We start from the raw sequence: 18,298 nt of genomic DNA on the forward strand, positions 1-18,298 counted from the left end.
ACGATGGAAACGTTCGATTACGTGATTATCGGCGCGGGCTCCGCAGGCAGCGTGCTCGCCAACCGGCTCAGCGAAGATTCAGCCACCCGCATCTGCGTGCTGGAAGCGGGGCCGACGGACTGGCACCCGTACATTCATCTGCCGGCCGGCTTCATCAAGACGTTCCACATGAAGAGCGTCAACTGGGGCTATCAGCAGGAGCCGGGCCCATGGACCGGCGGCCGCAGCATCTATGCGCCGCGCGGCAAGACGCTGGGCGGATCGTCCTCGATCAACGGCCATATCTACAACCGCGGCCAGCGCCAGGATTTCGACACCTGGGCGCAGCTCGGCAATCGCGGCTGGGGCTATCCGGACATACTGCCCTATTTCAAGCGGCTGGAGCGGCGGGTCGGCGAAGGCGACGAAACCTATCGCGGCCGCGATGGCAGTCTCACCGTCACCACCATGGATTGGAACGATCCGCTGTGCGAGGCCTTCATGGAAGGCGCCATGAGCCTCGGCATTCCGCGCAACCCCGATTACAACGGCGCGATACAGGAAGGCGTGTCCTACTGCCAGCGCACCATCGAGAAGGGCCTGCGCATGAGCGCGGCCAAGGCGTTCCTGCATCCGGCGCGCAAACGAGGGAATGTCGACGTGCGCACGCACGCGCATGTCACCAACATCATCTTCGAGGGCAAGCGCGCGGTCGGCGTGCGCTACCTCAAAGGCGGCAAGGGCGGCACCCCCGTCGAGGTGCGCGCCAACAAGGAAGTCATTCTATCCGGCGGCACTTACAATTCGCCGCAGGTATTGCAATTGTCCGGCGTCGGCTCGCCGGAATTGCTGCAATCGCACGGCATCGAGGTCCGTCACGCGCTGCCGGGCGTCGGCGAGGGCCTGCAGGATCATTATGCGCCGCGTTCGGTCGCGCGCGTCAAGAACATCAGGACCATCAATGAACTGCGGCGGGGCGTGAGCCTGTGGGTCGAGGCGCTGAAATGGGCGACGACGCGGCGCGGCCTGCTCTCGTTGTCGCCGACCATGGTCTATTGCTTCTGGCACTCGGGCGAGACCACGGAAAGCTCCGACCTGCAGCTCACCTTCACGCCGGCAAGCTACAAGGAAGGCGTGCAAGGCCAGCTCGAAGACGAGCCCGGCATGACGGTTGCCTCATGGCAGCAGCGTCCCGAGAGCCGCGGCTATGTCCGCATCCGCTCCGCCGATCCGTTCGCGCCGCCGATCATCCAGACCAATTATCTGGTCGAGGAGATCGATCGCCGCGTCGTCGTCGCCGGCATGAAGCTGGCGCGCCGGCTGCTGTCATCAGCGCCGCTCGCGCCCTATTACGCCTATGAGGATTTCCCGGGACCGAAGGTGCAGAGCGACGACGAATTTTTGGCCGCCGCCACCGAGCGTGGCACCACCACGTTCCATCCCGGCTGCACATGCCGCATGGGACCGGCGGATGCCAAATGGGCCGTGGTCGACGACCAGTTGCGTGTGCACGGATTGCAGGGGTTGCGCGTGGTCGACGCCTCGATCATGCCGCGGATGATCTCGGCCAATCTCAACGCCTCGACGCTGATGATCGCCGACAAGGCCTCCGACCTGATCCGCGGCAAGACCGCGCTGGAAGCGGTGAGGTTTCCGGTGCCGGCCTAGGCCGTGATGAAATCAGGCACTAGATACGACAGCAGCGCGGCACTGTGCACTCAAATTTGAATCGCCTCTCAACAGCCGGCCCTCTATGGTGCGCTTACGTCGCGCCTCGTGTTTCTGTCGATTGCTATCGTCCTGTCGCTGCTGCCGGTCGTCGCGCCGGCTGCGCCGGTTCATAAACGGCCGGCGCCACGCTGGCACGGATACGGCTTCCTGCCGGGCTATCATCAGCCACCGAATAACTTACGCCCAGAAAGCTTCGTCTTCGCGCATGGCGCGCCGCAACCAGCGCCCTTGGTATGTCGATCCAGTCCCAAGTTATTACGGGTGCGATGGCGCAAAGCCGACATTCGCGGGCATTTCGAGCCCCCGGGCGAGAACATCGTCGCGAACGTCATCAGTTGGTAACGCCAACAACTCCTAAGCATTCATCACTGCGAACGATTCACGGCCTGGACGCTTCGCGCGGATACCTTCGCTCCAACCAGTGTCAACGACTTCAGCCGTGAAGAGATGCGATGGAAACGAAATCCCGTGTCGGAAAACGGGTGGTTGGAACATCGGTCGTGCACTAGGTGAGAGGGACGATGTCACGCGGCAAGAGTTTGAACGCGAATCTGAGTTTACCGCTGAAGGCCGCGGCGTACGTTTCACTTACGAACTGTGGGGGCACACAATGGAGAAGGAATTACCAATGTCGAAGGAAGAGGAAAATAAAGCTGTTGTAGGCCGTTGGTTCAAGGAGTTCTGGGGCAATCCCTGGAACCCCGATATCGTCGACGAACTCGCTGCGCCTGACATACTGTTGCAGTATTCGCTGCATGAGCCGCGCCGCGGTCGCAAGGACGTGAAGGAATTCATGATTGGATTCCGCGATGCATTTCCAGATCTCAACTTTTGGGGCGCTGCGGACTTGATCGCGGAAGGCGATTACGTCGTCGGTCGTTGGGAAGGCGGCGGCACACACACCGGCTCTGCTTTCGATGACTTCATCGTCGGATCATTGCCGGCGGCTTCCGGTCGGAAAATGCGCTTCACCGGAATTACTGTGCTGCGCGTCGAGAACGGTAAAATCGTGGAAGAGGTCGGCCTGGACGACGGCGCGACCGCGCTGCAGCAGCTCAACATCTTGCGCGCGGCCTGATCAATCGTGATGGCCGTCTCCGACGGGGTTGGTAACAGCCATCCGGAAACGAGCCGGACCGGTGTCATTCCCCGGTGCGGTTCGCTGCCTGATGGGCCGCAGGCCGCGTTACTAAGAATCAATGAGGACAAGCTTCAATGAGTATGAGTCGCAAAGAACTAATGTTCGCCTCCGGCAATGATACGTGCGCTGCGTGGTTGTACCCCGCGGCGGCGGATAAAGGGGCGAGACCTATCATCGTCATGGCCCACGGATTGACCGGCACACGCCGAGACCGTCTTGGCGCGTTCGCCGAACGGTTTGCGGCCGCCGGTATCGCGGCGCTCGTTTTCGATTATCGAGGCTTTGGCGACAGCACGGGCGAGCCGGACCTATTCGAGCCTTCTCTTCAGTTGGAAGACTGGCGCGCTGCCATCGCGTTTGCTCGTTCTCTGCCCGATGTCGATGCCGGACGCGTGGCGACGTTTGGCTCCTCGTTGGGCGGGGGCAACGCGCTCGCCGCGGCAGCGGAGGACCCCAAGGTGGCCGCGGTTATCAGCCAGGTTCCATATCTCGACAGGGACACCCAGACCTACACCAAACCTCAGCACGTCGTGGAGGAAATGAAGGCTGCAGCAGTTGAAGGTCGCTATTTGGCTGCCGTTGGTCAGCCCCATGAGGCGGCATTCATTAGCGCGCCCGGAGCTGAGGTCGGTTGGCGTCGTGTTGTCGCAATCGGTGAGGAATCTCAGTGGCGAAACCGCGTCTCGGCGTCCTGGCTGCTAGGTCCTCCATATAGTCCTATCCGACATGCCGCCTCGCTTCACTGTCCTTGTTGGTTTGTGTCGCTGCGGACGATCAGGTTGCCAAGCCGGGGCCTGCAATTGAGGCCGCGCGCCAAGCGCCTAAAGGTGAGCTCCGCATCTATCCAGGCGTCGATCATTTCGACATCTACGATGGACCGTCCCACGAGGCAGTGGTCGCGGACGAGATCGAATTTCTTCACCGCCACCTTCTAGGCCGAAGCGGACATTCGGCATGCTGACGATGTTTGCTTAACGATGCGCTGCTTCCGACCGGTACAGCGTATCGATGGTGACGACGCCGACCGCGCGCGAGACGCAGGGGCAGATCTTGCGGTTGTCCTGCTTCTGCTGGTCGCTGAAGAACACATCGCGATGGTCGATCTCGCCTTCGACGGCAACGACGTCGACCGCGCAGACGCCGCATTCGCCGCGCTGGCAATCCGAAATCACCTCGAAGCCGGCACCGTTCAGCGCGTCGAGCATCGAGCTGTTCTGCGGCACGACGAGTTCGGTGTCGGACCCCTTCAGCCGCACGCGGAATTCGGCCGTCGGCTTCAATCCGCTGGAGCCGAAGGTCTCGTAGCGCAGGTCGGCCGGTGCGCGTCCCGCGCCGTTCCAGGCGCGCCGCGCGGCCTCCAGCATCCGCATCGGTCCGCACATGACGGCGATGGCATCGTCAGGCAAGGCGCGGAAGGTGGCATCGAGATCGAGCCGCGTGCCTTCATCGGAGGCGTGCACGATCAAGAGATCGCCGAGCAGCGCCGATAGCTCGTCGAGGAACGCGGCATCGCCGCGTGATTTGACGGCGTAGTGCAGGGGAGCGTCGATGTTCCGGCGGCGTAAGGAGGCTGCGATGCCAGTTATCGGCGTGATGCCGATGCCGCCGGCGATCAGGCAATAGTTCTTCCTCGTCCAGTCGATTTCGAGCAGGGACGCTGGATTTGACGTCTCGATCCGCGCGCCCGGCGTCAAGCTCCACATGCCGCGCGAGCCGCCGCGGCTGTCCGGCGCCAGCCGCACCGCGATCCGGTAGGTGCCGGCATCGCTGTTCTCCACCAGCGAATAGGAGCGCCGCGCGGGCTGTCCGTCGATCAGCACGGTCACGCCGATATGGCTGCCGGCCGGGTAGGGCGGCACGCGGCCGTTCTCGGGGCGCAGTCTGAATTCCCGGATCGTGGGCGTCACGTCGCTGACGGCTTCGACGGTGCACCAGCTCCATTGCTCGGCAAAACGCATGGGCGCTTTTTCCTATTCGGCTGACGATTTGAGCAAAGCGAGCGCAGGCATCAGTTCGAGATGCGTGCGGTTTCGGATCGCGAGCCGCAAATTGCGTGCAGCGAGGCGCGAATGCTCGCGCATCACGGCCTCGGCCCGCGCGCCCTCGCGGTTCTCGATGGCGTCGACCACGATGCGATGATGATCCTGTCCGAGCAGCAGGATCTGGTGCGCCTCGGGCAACGCCGACTGCGCCATCACGAAAGCGCTGGGCGAAGCGAACGGCAGCGCGGAGACGCGATCGATCTCCCGGATCAGCGGCGCGCTGGCGGATAGTTCGTTGAGCAGCGCATGAAAGCGCGCGTTCATGGTCACATAGGCGGAAAAGGCTTCGACCGAAATCGGGTCCTGGCGAACAAGCTGGTCGAGGTCGGCGAGGCACTCCTTCAATGGCTCGAGGCTGCGCGCGCTGACGCCGCGCTCGGCCGCAAAGCGGGCGGCGAGGCCCTCCAGCGTGCCGCGCAGCTCGATCGAATCCAGAATGTCGCGTTCGGTAAACGCCTTCACCATGAAGCCGCCGGAGGGGATCGCCTGCAACAGGCCTTCGTCCTCCAGCCGCACCAGCGCCAGCCGCACCGGCGTCCGCGAGACGCCTGTTATGTCGACCGCCTGCAGCTCGGAGATGCGTTCGCCCGGGCGCAGCCGCCCGGACAGGATCATATCGCGCAGCGCGAGTTGCGCGCGCACGGTCTGTGAGACGGAGCGTTCGGCGTCGCGCTCGCTCATCGCTTCACTCCGCCGCTTGCATGCTTTGCGGCGCGGTCTCGCGCGCGACCATGCGGTCGATCACGCGCCGCGCCCACATCGCACCGGCATCGATGTTGAGGTTGTAGAAGGTGCGGTCGGGATTCTCGTTCATGGCGCGCTGCTGCGCTTCGAGGATGATTTCATCCTCGTGGAAGATGCCGGCAACGCCCTCGCGGATTTCGGTGGTCAGCTTCTGCTCGGTCGTCCGGTAATTGCGGACGAAGGCCCAGAAATAGTGACAGGTGGTGTCGGTCTCCGGCGTCATGGTGTTGAGCACAAAACCGTTGACGCCCTGCGAACGGTCGCCCTCCGGCGCGCCGGTGCCGGCGGGTGCGACGCCGACGTCAATGTTGACGGTGCCGGGCGCCTGGAAGTTTATGATCTGCCAGCGGTCGACCGATCCCGGCTTCTGCAGCTGCGCCGCCCAGAACGGCGGGGCGTCGATGCCGTGCATCCAGCGCGTCACGGTCACGGTCTTGTCGCCATGGGTGACGGCGAACGGAGCTTCGGCGACGTGGTCATTGCCGATGCTGGAGCCATGCACGAAAGCCTCGTGGGTCAGGTCCATCAGATTGTCGACCACGAGGCGGTAGTCGCACTTCACATGAATGGTCTTGCCGTCGCCGGCCCAGGCCGGATCGTCGTTCCAGTGCATGTCAGGCACCAGCGCGGGATCGGCCAGCGCCGGATCGCCCATCCACAGCCAGATGAAACGGTCACGTTCGACCACGGGATAGGAGCGCACGCATGCCGACGGGTTGATGGTGTCCTGCGAAGGCATGTAAGTGCAGCGGCCCTGCGCGTTGAATTTCAGCCCGTGATAGCCGCAGACGACGGTGTCGCCATCGAGCCGTCCCTTCGATAGCGGCACCAGCCGGTGCCAGCAGGCGTCCTCCAGCGCGCAAACCTTGCCGTTGGACTGGCGGTACATCACGACATGCTTGCCGCAGATCGTGCGCGGAAACAGCGCGTGCTTGAGATCGACATCCCAGGCGGCGGCGTACCAGGAATTGAGCGGAAATGAGGACGGCATGGCTGCACTCCTTATTGAGTGCAGTATGCATACAGGAATTGCGATTGGATGGCAAATATTGCACATTAGTGGTGTTAAATTACCATTCAAGTATACATACTCTTTGTGAGCTATCTCATTTCGCCAGCTCCGGTTTGCCATCACCTTGATCGCAGGCAGAGCGGAAGCTTCTGCGCGGCAGACCTGCACGCGTCATCGAAGGAAGTGACCGCTGCGCTACCTGGGCAACGGTGGACGAAGGCTGCGTCTATCCAAGCCCGTGACCAATGGGGAGCTCGGCTTTCGGAAGATTCGGCTGCCCCAAAATAATGCGGAGATAGGAGGCGCGATGACATCTCAAGTATCGGCCCTCAGGCTTTTCGACCTCATCCAGTCGCACCGTGTGACCGCGGTGATCTACGTGGCCGCCAGACTCGGGCTCGCCGAACTGTTGAGCTACGGTCCGCAGACGCCTGCCAAGCTCGCAAAGGCAACAGGCGCGGATGAACGCGCGCTTGGACGTCTGCTCACCGCGCTCTCCACCATCGGCATATGTTCGCGAACCGGCGAAGATAGCTATGCGTTAACGGAAGTGGGCGCCTGCCTCGATGGCTCTGCGGAGCATTCGGTCAAGGGCTGGGCAATCCTCGAGACCGAACTGCTTTCAAAATCCTGGAGCGGAATGCTTGAATCCATCATGACCGGCAAGACCGTAGCGCAACTGCAAGGCGTCGATGACAGCTTCGAGCTGATGGGCCGGACGCCGGAGCTCGTGGACAAATTCAATGCGGCGATGGTGGAGCTTACCCGTCTTGTCACACCGAATGTCCTTCAGTCCTATGACTTCAGCGGGATACGCCACCTGATGGACGTCGGCGGCGGGTCCGGCGAATTGCTCGGCGCCATCGCACAGCAAAACCGGAAACTGCGCGGAACTGTTTTCGACCTTCCGAGGTGCGCCGAGGCCGCAAGCAAGCATCTCCGGCAGGCCGGCGTCGGTGACCGCGTGGAATTTGTGGCCGGCGATTTCTTCAAGACCGTGCCGGCGATCGCAGACGCGATCATCCTCAAGAGCATCATTCACGACTGGGACGATGCGCGCAGCATCACGATCCTGCAAAACTGTCGCAAGGCGCTCCCGAATGCAGGCAAGCTGTTTCTGGTGGAGAGGCTGATGCCGGAGACGCCAACCATGGCGGATGAGGACAGGGAGCAGGCGTTGAGCGATCTGAACATGCTGCGCGGGCCCGGAGGGCTCGAGCGCACCGAGGGTCAGTACCGCGAATTGCTTAACCGAAGCGGCTTCGATCCGGTTACGACCTATTCAGCCGGCCGCTTCAACCTGATTGAGGCGTGTCCTCGTTGAGGCCCGCCGAGTGATGGGATGTCGCTGTCACTCGGCGTCAGGCGCCAGCCTCAGCCGTAAACGAACGCCTTGTCCTTGAGGTCGATGGCCGGGAATTCGTCCTTCTCGGCCCAGTAATCCTGGTTGTGCTGCCATTCCGGCTTTTCGCCGCGCTTGGGCAGAAGGTGCATGCCGCGCATCATGTAGCCGGGATTGAAGTTTTCGGGATCGATCCAGGGCAACAGCGGCATGTTGTGGTCTTCGGGACGCAGCTGCGGCGCCACCTTTTTCGCGCCGGTCTCTTTCATATGCGTGAGCAGCCGGCAGACGAAGTCGGCGACCAGGTCGACGCGCAGCGTCCAGCTCGCGCGGAAATAGCCGAACACCCAGACGAGGTTGGGCACGCCGGTGAACATCATGCCGCGATAGGTCACGGTATCGGCGAAGTCGAGCGCCTTGCCGTCGACGGCAAACTCGATGTCGCCATTGGCGCAGAGGTTGAAGCCGGTCGCGGTCACGATGATGTCGGCTTCCAGCTCCTTGCCGGACTTCAGCAGGATTCCCTTTTCGGTGAAGCGGTCGATCTCGTCGGTGACGACGGAGGCCTTGCCGGACTTGATGCCCTGGAACAGGTCGCCATCGGGAATGAACGCGATGCGCTGCCGCCATGGCCGGTACTTTGGCGTGAAGTGGGTCGCGATGTCGTAGTCCTTGCCTAGATAGGCTTCGACCGCCGACAGCAGATCCTTCTTGGCCGCTTCCGGCTCCTCGAAGGTCTTGCGGGTGAAGGCGTCCTGGTCGAACAGGATTTTTCGCCGCGTGATCTCGTGGATCCACTTTTCATCGACCTGCAACTGGCGCAGCTGCTCGGCGATTTCGATCGCGTTGCGCCCGGTGCGGAAATAGGTCGGAGAACGCTGCAGCATGGTGATATCAGCGCAATCGTTAGCCATCGCCGGGATCAGCGTCGCCGCCGTGGCGCCCGAGCCGATCACGATCACGCGCTTGTTCTTGTAGTCGAGGTCTTCAGGCCATTTCTGCGGATGCACGATCCGACCCTTGAACCTGGCCATGTCCTGCCACTCCGGCGTATAGCCCTCGGTGTGGCGGTAATAGCCCTGGCACATCCAGAAGAAATTGGTGGTGAAGCGGAGTTTTTCGCCGGTGTCGGTACGGACAGCCTCGATGGTCCAGAGGTTTTCCGCGCTCGACCATTTCGCCGAGGTGATGGTGTGCTGATAGCGGATGTGAGGCGCGAGATCGTTCTCCTCGATCACGTCGCCCATGTATTTCAAGATTTCGGCGGCGCTCGCGATCGGCGCTGTCGTCCATGGCTTGAAGCGGTAGCCGAAGGTGTGCAGATCGCTGTCGGAGCGAATGCCCGGATAGCGGTGGGTGGTCCACGTGCCGCCAAAAGTCTTCTGGGCTTCCAGCGCGACGAAGCTCGTTCCCGGGCATTGCGTGGTGAGGTGGTAGGCGGCGCCAACGCCGGAAATGCCAGCGCCGGCGATCAGGACGTCGAAATGCTCGGTCGTGCGGGGCGAAGTCGCGTCGATCTGGGTTTGAACGTTCATCTTCCCTGTTCTTTTTTCGTTTGTTGTGTTCTGAAAAGTAAAACGCCAGAGCCTTGGGTTCTGGCGCCGTAGTCGTCAGCGAATTACACTTCGCGGCGGCTGAGGAAGGCCAGCCGCTCGAACAGGTGCACGTCCTGTTCGTTCTTGAGCAGCGCACCGTGCAGCGGCGGGATCAGCTTGCGCGGGTCGCGCTCCCTCAGCATTTCCGGGGTGATGTCCTCGTTGAGCAGCAGCTTGAGCCAGTCGAGCAATTCCGAGGTCGAGGGCTTCTTCTTCAAGCCCGGCACTTCGCGCACCTCGAAGAAGATGCGCAAGGCTTCTTCCACCAGCCGCCTCTTGATGCCGGGGAAGTGCACGTCGACGATCCGGCCCATGGTGTCGGCGTCGGGGAACTTGATGTAGTGGAAGAAGCAGCGGCGCAGGAACGCGTCCGGCAATTCCTTCTCGTTGTTCGAGGTGATCATCACGATCGGGCGCAGGCTCGCCTTGATGTTCTCGCCGGTCTCGTAGACGAAGAATTCCATGCGATCGAGTTCAAGCAGCAGGTCGTTGGGGAATTCGATGTCGGCCTTGTCGATTTCGTCGATCAGCAGCACCGGACGCTTGTCGTGGGTGAAGGCTTCCCACAATTTGCCGCGCTTGATGTAGTTCGAGATGTCCGAGACCCTGCTGTCGCCGAGTTGGCTGTCACGCAGGCGCGAAACCGCGTCGTATTCGTACAGACCCTGCTGCGCCTTGGTGGTGGACTTGATGTGCCAGGTCAAAAGCGGCGCGCCGAGCGCCTTGGCGACTTCCTCCGCCAGCACGGTCTTGCCGGTGCCGGGCTCGCCCTTGATCAGCAGCGGGCGCTCGAGCACGATCGAGGCGTTGACGGCGACCTTGAGGTCGTCGGTGGCGACATAGTCCTTGGTGCCGGTAAATTTCATCTATCCGTTTGCCTTGTTGCTCGTTCTTGGGCCGCTGGCGGCCTGAACAGTAAACGACCGCCGGTCCGGCGGTCGCGATTGAAATTGATGCGCTTATCCTCAGCGTCTGATCAGCGACAGGATCACCAGGATGATCACCGCGCCGATGGTGGCGTTGATGATATCGCGGACCCAGCCCACGCCGAGGCTGACGCCCAGTTGCGGCAACAGCCAGCTCGCCAGCAGCGCGCCGATGATGCCGACGACGATGTTGCCGATCAGCCCGAAGCCTGCACCGCGGACGATCAGCCCGGCAAGCCAGCCCGCGATACCGCCGATGATCAGCGCCGCAATGATGCCCATTGAATTTCCCCTGCCGGAATAAACCCTTTATGGTTCAATTGTAATTGAAAAAGCCTCCCGGTCTAGGCCTGACTGCTATGCACCGGCCCTTGACGTGTGCTGGCCCTTGACGTGCGCGGTCCGGCGGGCAATCTGTATCCTATGTTCCTGCAATTCTTCACATCGCTGCGCGACGCGCAGGTCCCGGTGACCCTGCGCGAATATCTGACGCTGATGGAGGCGCTCGACGCCGACCTCGCCGATCAGACGGTCGAGAATTTCTACTACCTGTCGCGCGCCGCCTTGGTGAAGGACGAGCGCAACCTCGACAAGTTCGACCGCGTCTTCGGCACCGTGTTCAAGGGGCTGGAAAGCCTGCTGGACGCCATGGAGAAGGCGGACATTCCCGCCGAATGGCTGAAGAAGCTCGCGGAAAAATACCTCACCGAGGAAGAGAAGAAGCAGATCGAGGCGATGGGCTGGGACAAGCTCATGGAGACGCTTCGTCAGCGCCTGAAGGAACAGCAAGGCCGCCACCAGGGCGGCAACAAGTGGATCGGCACCGCCGGCACCTCGCCGTTCGGCGCCCACGGCTACAATCCGGAAGGCGTTCGGATCGGGCAGGAAAAGAACCGCAACAACCGCGCCGTGAAGGTGTGGGACAAGCGCGAATTCAAGGATCTCGACGGCAACGTCGAGCTCGGCATTCGCAACATCAAGATCGCGCTGCGACGCCTGCGAAAATTCGCGCGCACCGGCGCGCCCGACGAACTCGATCTCGACACCACGATCCGGGAAACCGCCAACCACGGCTATCTCGACGTGCACATGCGGCCAGAGCGGCGCAACGCGGTGAAGGTCTTGGTGTTCTTCGATATCGGCGGCTCGATGGATTCCCATATCGAGCAGGTCGAGGAACTGTTCTCGGCGGCGAAGTCCGAGTTCAAGCACATGGAGTATTTCTACTTCCACAACTGCCTCTATGAAGGCGTTTGGAAGCAGAACAAGCGCCGCTTCACCGATCGCACGCCGACCTGGGATGTGCTGCACAAATATCCGCACGACTACAAGGTGGTGTTCGTCGGCGACGCCTCGATGTCGCCGTACGAGATCATGGTGCCGGGCGGCTCGGTCGAGCATGTCAACGAGGAGGCCGGCTCGGTCTGGCTCGATCGCATCACGCGCACCTATCCGCATGCGGTGTGGCTCAATCCGGTGGCGCAGAAGCACTGGGATTATTCGGAATCCACCACCATCATCCGCCGGCTGTTTTCGGAGCGCATGTACCCGATCACGATCGAAGGCCTCGAAGGCGCGATGAAGGAATTGGTGCGGTAGGTTCGTCATCGCGACGAACGTCTGGCAACAACGACGCCGACAACAACAAAGGTGCGATCAATGCCCCAGACCATTCACCGCGGCATCAAATCCCTGATCGACGAGGCCAATGCCGCGATCGAGACCGTCAGCGCCACTGACGCCATCAAGGCCGCGCAGGACCCCAATGTCGTGATCGTCGATATCAGAGACCCGCGCGAGATCGAACGCGAGGGCAAGATTCCCGGCGCCTTCTCCTGCACCCGCGGCATGCTTGAATTCTGGATCGATCCGCAAAGCCCCTACGCCAAGCCGATCTTCCAGGAGGACAAGAAGTTCATCTTCCACTGCGCCGGCGGCCTGCGCTCGGCGCTCGCGGCCAAGACCGCGCAGGACATGGGCCTGAAGCCGGTCGCCCATATGGGCGGCGGTTTTGCCGCCTGGCGCGACGCCGGCGGCCCGGTCGAGAAGTGGGAGCCGAAGAAGGGGTAGTTCGGAACTGTTGTTCGTTATCTCCGTCATGCCCTGGTAAAAGCGCGAAGCGCGTCTTCGCGCTAGATGTCCCGGGCATCCACGTCTTTGCAGCGACGCACACAAGATAAGACGTGGATGGCCGGGACGAGCCCGGCCATGACGAATGCTGAAAGGATTTTGACATGCCCGCCACCACTGATCCGCTCGTTTCCACCGAATGGGTCGCCGCGCACCTGAATGATCCCGCCGTCAAGGTGATCGACGCCTCGTTCAAGATGCCGGGCGTGCTGCCGCTGCCGAAAGACGATTATCTCGCCTCGCATATCCCGGGCGCGGTGTTCTTCGACGTCGACGCGGTGTCCGACCATTCCAACCCGCTGCCGCACATGTTTCCTTCCGCCGAACAATTCGGCCGCGACGTCGGCGGGCTCGGGATCGGCAATGACGACACCGTCGTGCTCTACGATTCCGGCGGCTGGGTCGCCGCACCGCGGGTGTGGTGGATGTTCCTGTCGTTCGGCAAGGACGTGCGCATACTCAATGGCGGCTTGAAGAAGTGGATCGCCGAGGGCCGCAACGTCGAGAAGGGCGAGGTGGCACTGAGGCCTGCGACGTTCAGGGCGACGTTCGATGCGCGGCGCACGCGTAGCATGCAGCAGTTGGTTGCTAATCTCGCAAGCCGCGCCGAGCAGGTGATCGACGCGCGCGCCAACGAACGCTATCAGGGCCAGGTGGCCGAGCCACGACCGGGCCTTCGCTCCGGGCATATCCCCGGCAGTTTCAGTCTGCCCTACAACAATCTGTTCGATGCTGCGACCGGTACGATGAAATCGCTGGACGAATTGCGGGCGGCATTCTCAGGCGCAGGCGTGAAGCTCGATGCGCCCATCGTGACGAGTTGCGGATCCGGCGTCAGCGCCGCCGTGCTGACGCTTGCGCTCTATCGTCTCGGCGTCGAGAATCCGGCGCTCTATGACGGCTCGTGGACCGAGTGGGGCGCAGCCGACGGCCCGCCGGTCGCGACCGGCCCGGCCTGATTCCTGATCCGGAAGCTAGCGCGTCGCGCGTGCGAGGGGGAATTGCGCGAACGGGTTGGCCTGCAGTTGCTGTTGAGCCAGCGCCGCCTCTCGTGCCAGACGCGCCCGCCGTACCGCGATCCGCCGCCGTTCCTGCGCCCGCTCCGCGGCCCGTTTTTTGACGGCGCTGTGATCCGGCTTCGCTTCCGTCGTCTTCGCTTCCGTCGTTTTGACTTCCGCTGCGTTGGCCGCCGCCTTTTCGTCGACGATGACGGCGGGACCGCCGAGCGTTGCAATCTGCGTCGCGGCGAGGTTGCCGTCGAATGAATAGATATCCGTCGCCGGTGCCGGCGGGGTGGCCGCGGCCGGCTCTGGCGTTTCCGGGATGGCGGCGAGCTTTACTTCCGCAGTGGCCGCGGGCGTTTCGGTTTCGGCCGCGGGGGCCGGAGCGGCCGGTATCTCCGCGCTTGCCTCCTTCGCCGGGTCTTCCGGCTTTGCCGCTTCGACCTGCATCGGCTCGGCCGGGCTCACGGCTGCCAGTTTCTCGGGCTCTGCCGCAGCGGCGTCCGGGGTCTGCCCGGCCGGCGCCTGGACATCAGGGGTTGCTTCCGGAAGGGCGGCGACCGGGGCATTCTCCGCCGGTTTCTCTGCGACCGGCGGATCGATGCGCAGCAGCGCCAGCGTCGGCGGCGGGCCGTCATTCCGGCGGGCAAACATCGGCTCGGCCATCACCCGCCGCGAGGGAAGGTTGGCAAATTCCTCATGCGCGGCGCGCAACAGGGCGGCGGCGCCAAGCCCAAAAATCAGGACCGACGTCGACAGGACGATCGCGGTGAACAAGAAACGAAAGCCGGGTAGCATGGACTCGAGTTCCACCCCTCCTTGTGTCTGGAGGGTTATTGAAGCCACAAGGGAACGCGGTGACCACTCTGAAGCCGATTCGCGTGGGGTGAGCACGGTGCGAATCAGGCCGATTTGAGAGTATCTCAACGCCCGGCGGCTTTTTGTTACAAAATCTGCGGTTTGGAGTCGTCCACCGCCCAACAAGCGCGATTTTGGGCGTGCTGAGGCATCTTTGCCGCAGCCTGGTTGCGATCACAAATGGCTGGCAGGGGCCGAATTTCGCGGACTTGTCTTGAATGTGCCGCTATCTTCCGGCATCTGCCGTTAACCGTCCGGTGGGGCTTGGGGTCTATATAAAAGGCGATGATGAATAACCGCATTCTGACGATTTGTGCCGCCATTGCCGCTAGCATGGCTGGAACTTCGCTCGCCCATGCGCAACAGGGCTATCCCGCCCAAGGTCAAGGCTACCAAGGCCAAGCCTATTCGACGGCTCCAGGACCGTATGTGCAAGGTGGTTATGCGGTTGATGAGCGCCGCCGCCCCGGTGAACCCGATTTCGACGCACTGGACGACGATGACGATGCGCCGAACGGTCAGAACTCGGCCGCGCTGCCGCCGCCCGGCCCGGTGATGTCGCCCAGTGATCCCCGCTATGGCCGCCCGGCCGCTGCCCCCGTTTATTCAGACCGTGGCGCTCCGACGCCCACGGGTCCGATCCTTTCTCCCGACGATCCGCGCTATGGCCGCCCAGCCGGTGCTCCGGTTTATTCGGACCGTGGCGCTCCGACGCCGACGGGCCCGGTCGTTTCACCCGACGATCCGCGTTATGGCCGCCCAGCCGGTCCGCCGCAGGTGATCTATGCGGACCGCCCGCCCGGTCAGCAGCCGGCCTATTCGGATCGCGGCGATAGCCGCATTCCCGGCGCCAGCATTGTCTATCCGAACGACGACCGCACTGGCCTGCGCCCGCCGGGGGCGATCGGCGCTGCACCGGCGCCCGCGCCTGGTGCTACCGGCGCGCTCCCCCAACCGCAGCAACCCGCCGTCGGCGCCGACGGCAGGCCGGTGCAGCTTGCTGCGCTGCCGCCGGAAGAGCAGCCGGAAGTGGGTCCTGCGCAGCTTCCGCCGCACCTGCGCCGCCAGGAAGTGGCCTTCGCGACCAAGGAGCCCGCGGGCACCATCGTCGTCGATACCGCCAACACCCACCTCTATTACGTGCTCGGTGGCGGACGCGCGGTCCGCTACGGCGTCCGCGTCGGCCGCGACGGTTTTACCTGGAACGGCGTGCAGAAGGTCAGCCGCAAGGCCGAGTGGCCGGATTGGCATCCGCCGACCGAGATGATCGAGCGTCAGCCCTACCTGCCGCGCTTCATGGCCGGCGGCCCCGGCAATCCGCTCGGCGCGCGCGCCATGTATCTGGGCTCGACCATCTACCGCATCCACGGCACCAACCAGCCCTCGACGATCGGCAAGTTCGTCTCCTCGGGTTGCATCGGCATGCTGAACGAGGACGTCTCCGACCTGTTCGAGCGCGCCAAGGTTGGCACCCGCGTGGTGGTGATGCCCGGCAGCCCGCCGCCCGCCAACACCGCAAGCGCGTCGGCCGCCCCGCCGCCCGGTGGCCCCGCCGCCGCAGCGGGCCCTGCACCGTCGTCACAGGCCCAACTGGCGCCGGTTCCCGGCGCGCAGCCGACGGTCGTCCCGCCGCTGCCCGCCCCGGTCACGATCCGCTAAGCGGATCGTTGCGCGAAAAGCGTTTGAGGCGCGCCGAGAGCGCGCCTTTTTGTTGGGTCATCAGCCCCGGCCTGAAAGTTCCGCAACTCGCACAGTTTTCCGCCGTCGCCACATTCGCACGCTTGAATTCACATTCGCTCCGACTACCTGCCGGTCGGTCGCAACGAATGTGAGGATCACGCCATGCGAATTCTTGTTGCGGGTGCCACTGGCGCCATCGGCCTCGAGCTCGTTCCGCAGCTGGTTGCAGCCGGTCATACCGTTGTCGGCACGACGCGAACAGCGGCGAAAGCCGAGCTCATCAAGCGGATGGGCGCGGAACCTGCAATCGCCGATGGGCTCGACGCTCCGGCCATTCGCGCCGCCGTAATCGACACGAAGCCCGACATCGTCATCGATCAGATGACCGATCTGGCTGATGTCACGGATCTCAGGCATTTCGATCGCGCGTTCGCCACCACCAACCGGTTGCGCACGCAAGGCACCGATTTCCTGTTGGCGGCCGCCCGCGAGGCCGGCGTGAAGCGCTTCATCGCCCAGAGCTTCTGTGGCTGGACTTCCGGCCGCGGCGGCGAATCGATCAAGACGGAGGCCGATGCGCTCGATTCCGATCCGCCGGAGGAACTGCGCCGCACGCTGGACGCGATTCAGTATCTCGAGGACGCCGTCACCAGCTTGGCGAACCCCGAAGGGATCGTCTTGCGATATGGATCGTTCTACGGTCCCAACACCGGGATGCTCTCTCCTGCGATGATCGACCAGGTGCGCCGCCGCCGCGTGCCGCTGATCGGCGGTGGTGGCGGACAGTGGTCGTTCATCCACGTCGAGGATGCGGCTGCCGCTACCGTTGCCGCCATCGAGCGCGGCAAGCCCGGCGAGATCTACAACATCGTCGACGACGAACCGGCTGATGTCAGCGAATGGCTGCCCACCCTTGCCACCCTGGTCGGGGCCAGGCCGCCGATTCGCGTGCCGGCCTGGCTTGGCCGGTTGTTCGCCGGCGAGCACCTGGTTTCGATGATGACCGAGGTGCGGGCAGGCTCCAACGCCAAGGCCAGGCAGGAGCTCGACTGGCGGCCGGCGCATCCGTCGTGGCGCGAGGGCTTTGCCGAGATCGCGAGCCGGGCCACCACGCAACATGCTGCGTGAGCTTGCTTAAGCCAGCCGCTGCTTCGGCTCACCCTTGAACCAGGCGTCGATGCCCTCGACCATCTGCTGGTAGTGGTTTCGAAAGCTGTCCCCGGTGACGTAGCCGAGATGCGGCGTCAGCACCATGTTGTCGAGCTTGCGGAAGGGGTGGTCGACCGGCAGCGGCTCGACCGAGAACACGTCGACGCCGGCGCCGGCGATCTTCTTTTGCGTCAGCGCTTCCAACAGCGCGCCTTCATCGACGATCGGCCCGCGCGCGGTGTTGACGAGGTAGGCGGTCGGCTTCATCCGCGCCAGCTCCGCAGCTCCGACCAGCCCGCGCGAGCGCTGGCTCAGCACCACATGGATGGTGACGATGTCGGCGGTCGAAAACAGCTCGTCCTTGCTCACATAGCTGACGCCGACTTCCTTGCACTTCTCCGGCGTGAGGTTCGGGCTCCAGGCGATGACGTTCATGCCGAAGGCCTGCGCCAGCTTCGACACCTTGGTGCCGAGCTTGCCGAGGCCGATCACCCCGAGCGTCCGGCCCTCGATCTCCATGCCGACGAATTTCTGCAAAGGCTCGCCGGCATGCATGCGGGCGTTTTCGCGGCCGATATTGCGGGTCAGCTCCAGGATCAGGCCCATGGTGAGCGGCGCGGTCGGGTCGCGGCCCCATTGGGTGCCGCACAGCGTAACCTTGTGGTCCTTGGCAGCTTCCATGTCGATGGCGGCATTGCGCATGCCGGAGGTGATCAGGAGCTTCAGGTTGGGCAGGCTTGCAAACATGGTGCGCGGGAACGGGGTGCGTTCGCGCATCGCGCAGATGATCTCGAAATCCTTCAGCGCGCTGGCCGCCGTTTCGGCGTTCGCAAACGGCTGGTTGAACACGGTGACGTCGACGCGGTCGGAGACTTTGGACCAGTCGGCGACCGAGAGCGCCACATTGAGATAGTCGTCGAGGATTGCACAGCGCAGCCGCGTCATGAGGATGGTCCGTTGATGGCGAG

Annotated in this window: 18 protein-coding genes; 10 read left to right on the forward strand and 8 right to left on the reverse strand. The window is 63.3% G+C overall.

Annotation, left to right across the window (positions count from 1 at the left end; translation table 11 throughout):
• The first annotated feature begins 3 nt into the window (after positions 1–3).
• From IVB22_RS25075 to IVB22_RS25090, 4 genes are all read left to right on the forward strand, one after another.
• Complete coding sequence (locus tag IVB22_RS25075) at positions 4–1,647, forward strand: GMC family oxidoreductase (RefSeq protein ID WP_247519922.1); 1,644 nt, start codon at positions 4–6, stop codon at positions 1,645–1,647.
• A gap of 108 nt (positions 1,648–1,755) precedes the next feature.
• Positions 1,756–2,052, forward strand: a complete 297-nt coding sequence (locus tag IVB22_RS25080) for a hypothetical protein (protein WP_247519923.1) — start codon at positions 1,756–1,758, stop codon at positions 2,050–2,052.
• 286 nt (positions 2,053–2,338) lie between these two features.
• A complete protein-coding gene (locus IVB22_RS25085) occupies positions 2,339–2,788 on the forward strand; it encodes an ester cyclase (RefSeq protein ID WP_247520124.1) in 450 nt (149 codons plus the stop codon).
• Positions 2,789–2,925: 137 nt separating this feature from the next.
• Complete coding sequence (locus tag IVB22_RS25090; RefSeq protein ID WP_247519924.1) at positions 2,926–3,786, forward strand: alpha/beta hydrolase; 861 nt, start codon at positions 2,926–2,928, stop codon at positions 3,784–3,786.
• 36 nt (positions 3,787–3,822) lie between these two features.
• Here the strand turns inward: IVB22_RS25090 and IVB22_RS25095 are convergent, their stop codons facing one another.
• From IVB22_RS25095 to IVB22_RS25105, 3 genes are read right to left on the reverse strand one after another with little or no spacing between them, the layout of a single operon-like run.
• Positions 3,823–4,809, reverse strand: a complete 987-nt coding sequence (locus IVB22_RS25095; RefSeq protein ID WP_247519925.1) for a PDR/VanB family oxidoreductase — start codon at positions 4,807–4,809, stop codon at positions 3,823–3,825.
• Between the two features lie 12 nt (positions 4,810–4,821).
• Positions 4,822–5,574 carry a GntR family transcriptional regulator gene (locus tag IVB22_RS25100; RefSeq protein WP_247519926.1) on the reverse strand — a complete coding sequence of 251 codons (753 nt, stop codon included), beginning with the start codon at positions 5,572–5,574 and terminating at the stop codon, positions 4,822–4,824.
• A 4-nt stretch (positions 5,575–5,578) separates the two neighbouring features.
• Positions 5,579–6,628, reverse strand: a complete 1,050-nt coding sequence (locus IVB22_RS25105) for an aromatic ring-hydroxylating dioxygenase subunit alpha (RefSeq protein WP_247519927.1) — start codon at positions 6,626–6,628, stop codon at positions 5,579–5,581.
• A 328-nt stretch (positions 6,629–6,956) separates the two neighbouring features.
• On the opposite strand from IVB22_RS25105, the gene IVB22_RS25110 reads away from it, so the two are divergent.
• Positions 6,957–7,973, forward strand: coding sequence for an acetylserotonin O-methyltransferase (locus IVB22_RS25110; RefSeq protein WP_247519928.1), 1,017 nt, complete (start codon positions 6,957–6,959; stop codon positions 7,971–7,973).
• Between the two features lie 50 nt (positions 7,974–8,023).
• Here the strand turns inward: IVB22_RS25110 and IVB22_RS25115 are convergent, their stop codons facing one another.
• The 3 genes from IVB22_RS25115 to IVB22_RS25125 form a co-directional block, all read right to left on the reverse strand.
• A complete protein-coding gene (locus tag IVB22_RS25115) occupies positions 8,024–9,526 on the reverse strand; it encodes an NAD(P)/FAD-dependent oxidoreductase (RefSeq protein ID WP_247519929.1) in 1,503 nt (500 codons plus the stop codon).
• An 83-nt stretch (positions 9,527–9,609) separates the two neighbouring features.
• Positions 9,610–10,452 carry a MoxR family ATPase gene (locus IVB22_RS25120; RefSeq protein WP_247519930.1) on the reverse strand — a complete coding sequence of 281 codons (843 nt, stop codon included), beginning with the start codon at positions 10,450–10,452 and terminating at the stop codon, positions 9,610–9,612.
• Between the two features lie 99 nt (positions 10,453–10,551).
• Entirely contained in the window at positions 10,552–10,794 is a 243-nt protein-coding gene (locus IVB22_RS25125) for a GlsB/YeaQ/YmgE family stress response membrane protein (RefSeq protein ID WP_057850027.1), read from the reverse strand.
• Positions 10,795–10,935: 141 nt separating this feature from the next.
• On the opposite strand from IVB22_RS25125, the gene IVB22_RS25130 reads away from it, so the two are divergent.
• From IVB22_RS25130 to sseA, 3 genes are all read left to right on the forward strand, one after another.
• Complete coding sequence (locus tag IVB22_RS25130; RefSeq protein WP_247519931.1) at positions 10,936–12,111, forward strand: VWA domain-containing protein; 1,176 nt, start codon at positions 10,936–10,938, stop codon at positions 12,109–12,111.
• A 60-nt stretch (positions 12,112–12,171) separates the two neighbouring features.
• The gene (locus IVB22_RS25135) at positions 12,172–12,582 is read left to right on the forward strand and encodes a rhodanese-like domain-containing protein (RefSeq protein ID WP_247519932.1); all 411 of its coding nucleotides are present in this window, start codon (positions 12,172–12,174) and stop codon (positions 12,580–12,582) included.
• A 164-nt stretch (positions 12,583–12,746) separates the two neighbouring features.
• Positions 12,747–13,601, forward strand: coding sequence for a 3-mercaptopyruvate sulfurtransferase (sseA, locus tag IVB22_RS25140; protein WP_247519933.1), 855 nt, complete (start codon positions 12,747–12,749; stop codon positions 13,599–13,601).
• Positions 13,602–13,616: 15 nt separating this feature from the next.
• On the opposite strand, the gene IVB22_RS25145 is transcribed toward sseA, so the two are convergent.
• Positions 13,617–14,456, reverse strand: a complete 840-nt coding sequence (locus IVB22_RS25145; RefSeq protein WP_247519934.1) for a hypothetical protein — start codon at positions 14,454–14,456, stop codon at positions 13,617–13,619.
• Positions 14,457–14,786: 330 nt separating this feature from the next.
• Between IVB22_RS25145 and IVB22_RS25150 the strand changes: the two genes are divergently transcribed.
• Together IVB22_RS25150 and IVB22_RS25155 are read left to right on the forward strand one after the other, a co-directional pair.
• The gene (locus tag IVB22_RS25150) at positions 14,787–16,160 is read left to right on the forward strand and encodes a L,D-transpeptidase (protein WP_247519935.1); all 1,374 of its coding nucleotides are present in this window, start codon (positions 14,787–14,789) and stop codon (positions 16,158–16,160) included.
• Positions 16,161–16,343: 183 nt separating this feature from the next.
• Entirely contained in the window at positions 16,344–17,309 is a 966-nt protein-coding gene (locus IVB22_RS25155) for an NAD(P)-dependent oxidoreductase (RefSeq protein ID WP_247519936.1), read from the forward strand.
• A gap of 6 nt (positions 17,310–17,315) precedes the next feature.
• Here the strand turns inward: IVB22_RS25155 and IVB22_RS25160 are convergent, their stop codons facing one another.
• Positions 17,316–18,275, reverse strand: a complete 960-nt coding sequence (locus IVB22_RS25160) for a D-2-hydroxyacid dehydrogenase family protein (RefSeq protein ID WP_247519937.1) — start codon at positions 18,273–18,275, stop codon at positions 17,316–17,318.
• Positions 18,276–18,298: the final 23 nt, after the last annotated feature.

Origin of the sequence: Bradyrhizobium sp. 190 (assembly GCF_023073415.1) — a bacterium.
Taxonomy (GTDB): domain Bacteria; phylum Pseudomonadota; class Alphaproteobacteria; order Rhizobiales; family Xanthobacteraceae; genus Bradyrhizobium.

Coding starts and splice junctions, on each gene's coding strand:
- IVB22_RS25105 (WP_247519927.1), bottom strand. CDS start 6,628: ATGCCGTCCTCATTTCCGCTCAATTCCTGGTACGCCGCCGCCTGGGAT.
- IVB22_RS25100 (WP_247519926.1), bottom strand. CDS start 5,574: ATGAGCGAGCGCGACGCCGAACGCTCCGTCTCACAGACCGTGCGCGCG.
- IVB22_RS25155 (WP_247519936.1), top strand. CDS start 16,344: ATGCGAATTCTTGTTGCGGGTGCCACTGGCGCCATCGGCCTCGAGCTC.
- IVB22_RS25110 (WP_247519928.1), top strand. CDS start 6,957: ATGACATCTCAAGTATCGGCCCTCAGGCTTTTCGACCTCATCCAGTCG.
- IVB22_RS25130 (WP_247519931.1), top strand. CDS start 10,936: ATGTTCCTGCAATTCTTCACATCGCTGCGCGACGCGCAGGTCCCGGTG.
- IVB22_RS25160 (WP_247519937.1), bottom strand. CDS start 18,275: ATGACGCGGCTGCGCTGTGCAATCCTCGACGACTATCTCAATGTGGCG.
- IVB22_RS25150 (WP_247519935.1), top strand. CDS start 14,787: ATGATGAATAACCGCATTCTGACGATTTGTGCCGCCATTGCCGCTAGC.
- IVB22_RS25085 (WP_247520124.1), top strand. CDS start 2,339: ATGTCGAAGGAAGAGGAAAATAAAGCTGTTGTAGGCCGTTGGTTCAAG.
- IVB22_RS25120 (WP_247519930.1), bottom strand. CDS start 10,452: ATGAAATTTACCGGCACCAAGGACTATGTCGCCACCGACGACCTCAAG.
- IVB22_RS25125 (WP_057850027.1), bottom strand. CDS start 10,794: ATGGGCATCATTGCGGCGCTGATCATCGGCGGTATCGCGGGCTGGCTT.
- IVB22_RS25075 (WP_247519922.1), top strand. CDS start 4: ATGGAAACGTTCGATTACGTGATTATCGGCGCGGGCTCCGCAGGCAGC.
- IVB22_RS25095 (WP_247519925.1), bottom strand. CDS start 4,809: ATGCGTTTTGCCGAGCAATGGAGCTGGTGCACCGTCGAAGCCGTCAGC.
- IVB22_RS25090 (WP_247519924.1), top strand. CDS start 2,926: ATGAGTATGAGTCGCAAAGAACTAATGTTCGCCTCCGGCAATGATACG.
- IVB22_RS25135 (WP_247519932.1), top strand. CDS start 12,172: ATGCCCCAGACCATTCACCGCGGCATCAAATCCCTGATCGACGAGGCC.
- sseA (WP_247519933.1), top strand. CDS start 12,747: ATGCCCGCCACCACTGATCCGCTCGTTTCCACCGAATGGGTCGCCGCG.
- IVB22_RS25115 (WP_247519929.1), bottom strand. CDS start 9,526: ATGAACGTTCAAACCCAGATCGACGCGACTTCGCCCCGCACGACCGAG.